This window comes from Dietzia sp. B19 (assembly GCF_014145155.1).
In the GTDB taxonomy this organism is placed as follows: Bacteria; Actinomycetota; Actinomycetes; order Mycobacteriales; family Mycobacteriaceae; genus Dietzia; species Dietzia natronolimnaea.
On record NZ_JAALED010000185.1, the window covers coordinates 1 to 5,385 of the forward strand.

Sequence of the window (5,385 nt, forward strand, 5' to 3'; positions counted from 1 at the left end):
AGGTGGTTGGTGGGCTCGTCCAGCAGGAGCACCTCCGGCTGCTGCGCCAACGCCCGGGCGATCGACACCCGCTGCCGTTCGCCCCCCGACAGGGCCAGGACGTCGCGGTCCGCCAACCCGGCCAACCCCACACGGTCGAGCACGGTGTCCACCACGTCGGCGTCGTCGGTCCCGAACGGCTCGAACAGCCCGCGTGTCACCGTCCGGCCCAGTCGCACCGACTCCCGGACCGTGATGCCACCCAACGAGACCGGCTCCTGGGTGCTCACGCCCACCGTCCGCGCCAGGGCCCGCCGGCGGAGCGAGGTGATGTCGTCGCCGTCGAGGCGCACCAGTCCGGCGGTCGTGGGCAGGGCCCGGTAGCAGGTGCGCAGCAGGGTGGTCTTGCCACTGCCGTTGGGGCCCACCAGCGCGGTGACCCGGCCGGGTGCGATGGTCAGGTCCACCCCCTCGAGGATCCGGCGACCCCCGAGGTCGGTGGAGACGTCGGCCGCGGTCAGTGTGGTCACGTCGCCGACCTTCCGTAGCGCCGCCACAGCATGATCAGGAACACCGGACCCCCCACGATCCCCGTGACGACGCCCACCGGGAGCTCGGCACCGTCGCTGACGGACCGGGCCGCGATGTCGGCCAGCACCAGGGCCACCGCCCCGAGCACCGCGGCCGTCGGCAGTAACCGGGCCGACGTGCGCCCGGTGACGTACCCGGCGAGATGCGGGATGAGCAGTCCGATGAACCCGATGGTCCCGGAGACCGCCACCGCCCCCGCGGTGAGCATCGAGACCAGCAACAACTTGAGCAGCCGGAACCGCGGGACGTTCATGCCCATGGCCGTGGCGCCGTCGTCGCCGGTCAGGAGGAGGTCCAGGTGGCGGCTGGACAGCATCACCAGGACGCCCGCGACGGCGAGGATCGAGACCGGGGCCAGGAGCATGGTCCACCCGGCGTCACCGAACCCGCCGGCCAGCCAGCGCATGACGGTGCCCAGTTGGTGGTCGTCGCCCAACACCAACAGCGTGAACGTGTTGAGCGCGCCGAACATCATCGTCAGGGCCGCCCCCACCAGCACGATCGCCGTGGTGTCGTGCGCGCGACGGGCCACCAGGACCACCCCGGCCAGTGGCAGCAGGGCGCCGAGGAAAGCGGCCATCGGGAGCGTGAAGACACCCCACATCCCGGCACCCACGCCCAGGACGGTCAGGACGACGACGCCGAAACCGGCCCCGGACGACACCCCCAGCAGGTACGGGTCGGCCAGTGGGTTGCGCGTGACAGCCTGGGCGACGCCTCCCGCCACCGCGAGGGACGCGCCCACCGCCGCCGCCATGAGCGACCTCGGCAGCCGGGACTCGATCACGATCGCCTCGCGGGCCTCGGACCACCACGGGGTGAAGGACCCCGGGGCCACGCGGTGGGCGACGATCGCCCAGACGTCACCGAGGGGGATGGACACCGATCCCAGAGAGACCCCCACCGCCACGGCCAGGGCGAGAAGCCCCAGCAGCGGAGCGAGGACCAGTCCGAGTGGCCGCCTGTCGCGGCGCGGGCCGGTCTCGCGGCCCGGGCTGGTGGTGCGGAACGGGCTCGTGGCGCGGAACGGTGACGGGAGGCGGGACGACGCCGAGGGGCGGCTCGGAGCCGGTGTCGCCGCATCGCCCGCGCCACCGCCACGGTCGTGGACGACCGTCGCCATATCAGCCACCGAAGGCGTCGGGGTGGAGCTCGCGGGCGATCGTCTCCACCGAGGTCGCCATCCGCGAACTCTCGAAGAAGTCGGCCAGGGGGACCACCACGATGCGGTCGTCGCGGATCGCCGGCGTGGTGGCCATGATGGGCTGGTTGCGCAGGTACTCGATCTTGTCCTCGGCGCTGGTGGCCCCGTAGGCGAGCACGACGATCGCCTCCGGTCGGCGTTCGCCGAGGATCTCCCACGTGGTCTTGAGGTAGGGCCGGTCGCCCTCGATGAAGATGTTGTCGGCTCCCGCGTACTCGCCGATCAGCTGGCCGATGCCGACGCCGCCGATCGTCATGGGCTCCGCCTCACCGCTGTCGTAGAAGAACGTCGGGGTCCCCGTCACCCCGGCCTCGTCCAGGGTGGCGCGGACCGACTCGATCCGGTCGACGATGCGGTCGGTGAGCTGCTGCGCACCCTCCTCGACGCCGAGGACCCGGCCCAGCTGGGAGAAGTCGGTCTCGAGCATGGAGACGTCCGGGAAACCGTCGCCGCAGTACTCGGAGAACAGGAAGGTGTCGATGCCCGCCGCGTCGAGCGCGTCCCGGCTCCGGCCCTCCTTCTCGTCGAACGCGCTGCGCATGCCGGCCACCACGAGGTCGGGTTCCAGATCGACGATCTGCTCCCAGCTGGGATACTCCTCGGCCAACCCGGGAATCGCCTCGAGTTCCTCGGCGACCTCCGGCAGGACGTCCTCGCGATCGGCATAGCCCCGGCCGACGATCCGATCCCCCGCACCCATCTGGATGAGGGTCTCCGTGACGTGGGCGTTCATCGTGATGATGCGCTCGGGCGGGGCGTCGAACGTGGACTCACGCTCGCAGTTGGTGATGGTCACCGGCTCGGCGAACGCCTCTTTCGAGGTGGCGCTCTCCTGAGCCTCGCCGCGGGAGCAGCCCGCGACGACGACGCCCGTGACGAGCAGCGCGGCGAGCGCCGTGGTGGACCTGGACTGGCGACGGAACATGATCAGACCTCGGATCGTGTCGTGTGCCCACGAACACACGAGACCCGCAGGCGGGCGACCGTCGACACCGGCCGCCGACCGTGCAGGACTCCGGATCGCAGACCGCGGCGATGGACAGAGTCGCGTACCTCCGGGCAGGTAATCGGGCTCGTCGTCACCGAGGTGACGGCACACCGTTGCGGGTCAGCGCCGGATTCTCACCGGTCTTCCCCTGCGTATCCGGAGATCAGCAAGTCGTGGTGACAGTATGCACATCCGCCTCGACGGCCGCGGGGGCACCTCCCCGGAACTGTGCGCACCGGGGAGGGGCCTACTCGTCGTACCCCAGGGAGAACGCCGCCTCGAGGTCGTGCTTGGACAGCGCGCGGAACGCGATGTGCGTCTCGGTGTCGACCACGCCCGGGACCTTGTTCAGGCGGTCGGAGACGATGTCGGCCACCTCCTCGTTGCGGCGGGCCCGCACGAGCACGATGAGGTCGATGGTGCCCGTCACCGAGTACACCTCGGAGACCCCGTCGATCTCGGCGATCGCCTCGGCGACCTCGGGGATGCGCGCCGTCTCGGCGTGGACGAAGACGATGGCGGTGATCATGGTCTGAAGGGTAGTCCAGTCGCGCGGCCCCGGTTCAGCGCATGTTCTCCGGCGTCCAGTACGCGCGCATCGAACGGATCTTGCCCTGCTCGTCGTGGGTCATGAGGTCCCACACGTTGATGGTGGCCTTGGAGTCGGCGTCGAAGTGGGTGGTGATCTCGAAGTTGAACAGCAGGTCGTCGCCACACACGCGCGCCTCGAGCACCTCGCCCTCGATCTTCAGCGCCACCACGGACGAGTAGAACTCGCGGATGGCCGCCTTGCCCTCGTGGACGGTGCCGTTGCCGACGGGGTCCTCGACCGTGGCGTTCTCGGCGTAGAGGTCCAGGACCGCCTCGAGGTCGCCGGCGACCAGCGCGGCGATGTAGGAGTCGGCGGTGGCACGGATCTGCTCGGGGGAGGCACTCACGGCGGTGGCCCTTTCGGTATGACGACGAGACACCTCGAGCCTAGAACGTGTTCTCGATCAGAGCGTTCGTACGCCGCAATCGATAAAGAATATGTGACTTGCGCCACATTGGTAGCGGGCCTACGCTCCGTTCACCAGACATCAGGACGTCCATCCGGCCCGGGAACGGGGTACGCCATGTCCACACGGAACGTCTCGGCCAGGAGCTCGGACGAGGAGTCCTTCCACACCGGCAGGGTGGTGATCATCTCCCTGGTCGCCGCGCTCGGCGGGTTCCTCTTCGGCTTCGACACCGCCGTCATCAACGGCGCGGTGGACGCCGTCCAGGAGACCTTCGGCATGAACGCCGGTCTCACCGGGTTCGTCGTCTCCTCGGCCCTGCTCGGCTGTATCGCCGGCGCGTATCTCGCGGGCCGCCTCGCCGACCGCTGGGGGCGCACCCGCGTCATGGTCCTTGCCTCGGCGCTGTTCACCGTCAGTGCGATCGGCTCCGGGCTCGCGTTCGGCCCGTGGGACCTCATCCTGTGGCGGGTGGTCGGTGGCCTGGGCGTCGGCGCGGCCTCGGTCATCGCGCCGGCGTACATCGCCGAGGTGGCCCCGCCCTCGATACGCGGCCGCCTCGGGTCACTCCAGCAGCTCGCGATCGTCTCCGGCATCTTCGTGGCCCTGCTCTCCGACGCCTGGCTGGCAGCCGTGGCCGGTGGCGCGATCGAGGAGCTGTGGCTGGGGATCCAGGCCTGGCGCTGGATGTTCCTCACCGAGCTGGTCCCCGCGATCACCTACGGCGTACTGGCGCTCATGATCCCGGAATCCCCCCGCTACCTGCTGGCCAAGCGGCTGGTCGGCGAGGCGAGGGACGTCCTGCGCACCATCCAGTCCAGCGGCGTCGACAACCGGATCAAGGAGATCCGTGCGACGGTCCGCGAGGACAGGAAGCGGTCGTGGCAGGACATGCTCACCCCGAGCGGCAGGAACCTCCTGCCGATCGTGTGGATCGGCATCGTGCTGTCCGTCTTCCAGCAGGCCGTGGGCATCAACGTGATCTTCTACTACTCCACGTCCCTCTGGCAGTCGGTCGGCTTCACCGAGGCGGACGCGCTCACCCAGACCGTCATCACCTCGGTCACGAACATCGTCGTGACGATCGTGGCCATCGCGCTGATCGACAAGATCGGGCGTCGCAGGCTGCTCATGACCGGTTCGGTCGGCATGACCGTCTCGCTCGCGGTGATGGCCCTGATGTTCAGCACCGCCACGATTGGTCCGGGGCCCGACGGCGAACTCGCTCCCCAACTCGGCGACACCCAGGGGCTCGTCGCGTTGATCGCCGCCAACGGTTTCGTCGTGTTCTTCGGGATGTCCTGGGGCCCGGCGGTGTGGGTGCTGCTCGGCGAGATGTTCAACAACCGCATCCGCACGGCGGCGCTCGGTCTGGCGGCGGCCGCCCAGTGGTTGGCGAACTTCGCGGTCTCCACCGCGTTCCCGCCGATGGCCGAGTTCAGCCTGACGTTCACCTACGGCTTCTACGCGGTGTCGGCGCTGCTGTCCTTGCTGTTCGTGGCCAAGTTCATCCCCGAGACCACCGGCCGCTCGCTGGAGGACATGGAGTAGCCCGGCCCCCGCGCCCTCTTTACCGATCCCCCGCCCCGCCCCGGCCCGTCGCCAAGAGCGTTCCGCACACATCG

Annotated in this window: 6 protein-coding genes and 1 riboswitch; of the genes, 1 reads left to right on the forward strand and 5 read right to left on the reverse strand. The window is 69.6% G+C overall.

Translation table 11 applies throughout. The features are described 5' to 3' along the window. The 5 genes from G6020_RS06410 to G6020_RS06430 form a co-directional block, all read right to left on the reverse strand. Window positions 1-509: ATP-binding cassette domain-containing protein (locus tag G6020_RS06410; RefSeq protein ID WP_182610048.1), on the reverse strand; the 509-nt coding region annotated here is incomplete at its 3' end. Then, entirely contained in the window at window positions 506-1,693 is a 1,188-nt protein-coding gene (locus tag G6020_RS06415) for an iron ABC transporter permease (protein WP_182610049.1), read from the reverse strand. The genes G6020_RS06415 and G6020_RS06410, both read right to left, overlap by 4 nt. Window position 1,694: 1 nt before the next feature. Then, a complete protein-coding gene (locus tag G6020_RS06420) occupies window positions 1,695-2,699 on the reverse strand; it encodes an ABC transporter substrate-binding protein (RefSeq protein WP_182610050.1) in 1,005 nt (334 codons plus the stop codon). A 115-nt stretch (window positions 2,700-2,814) separates the two neighbouring features. Further along, a riboswitch (cobalamin riboswitch) is annotated at window positions 2,815-2,948 on the reverse strand. Between the two features lie 61 nt (window positions 2,949-3,009). Continuing rightward, the gene (locus tag G6020_RS06425) at window positions 3,010-3,291 is read right to left on the reverse strand and encodes an Lrp/AsnC ligand binding domain-containing protein (protein ID WP_179523957.1); all 282 of its coding nucleotides are present in this window, start codon (window positions 3,289-3,291) and stop codon (window positions 3,010-3,012) included. A gap of 34 nt (window positions 3,292-3,325) precedes the next feature. Next, window positions 3,326-3,700, reverse strand: a complete 375-nt coding sequence (locus G6020_RS06430; protein WP_179523958.1) for an SgcJ/EcaC family oxidoreductase — start codon at window positions 3,698-3,700, stop codon at window positions 3,326-3,328. Window positions 3,701-3,877: 177 nt separating this feature from the next. On the opposite strand from G6020_RS06430, the gene G6020_RS06435 reads away from it, so the two are divergent. Beyond that, on the forward strand, window positions 3,878-5,311 hold the full coding sequence (locus tag G6020_RS06435; RefSeq protein ID WP_182610051.1) for a sugar porter family MFS transporter: 1,434 nt from the start codon (window positions 3,878-3,880) through the stop codon (window positions 5,309-5,311). Window positions 5,312-5,385: the final 74 nt, after the last annotated feature.

Coding starts and splice junctions, on each gene's coding strand:
- G6020_RS06435 (WP_182610051.1), top strand. CDS start 3,878: ATGTCCACACGGAACGTCTCGGCCAGGAGCTCGGACGAGGAGTCCTTC.
- G6020_RS06420 (WP_182610050.1), bottom strand. CDS start 2,699: ATGTTCCGTCGCCAGTCCAGGTCCACCACGGCGCTCGCCGCGCTGCTC.
- G6020_RS06425 (WP_179523957.1), bottom strand. CDS start 3,291: ATGATCACCGCCATCGTCTTCGTCCACGCCGAGACGGCGCGCATCCCC.
- G6020_RS06415 (WP_182610049.1), bottom strand. CDS start 1,693: ATGGCGACGGTCGTCCACGACCGTGGCGGTGGCGCGGGCGATGCGGCG.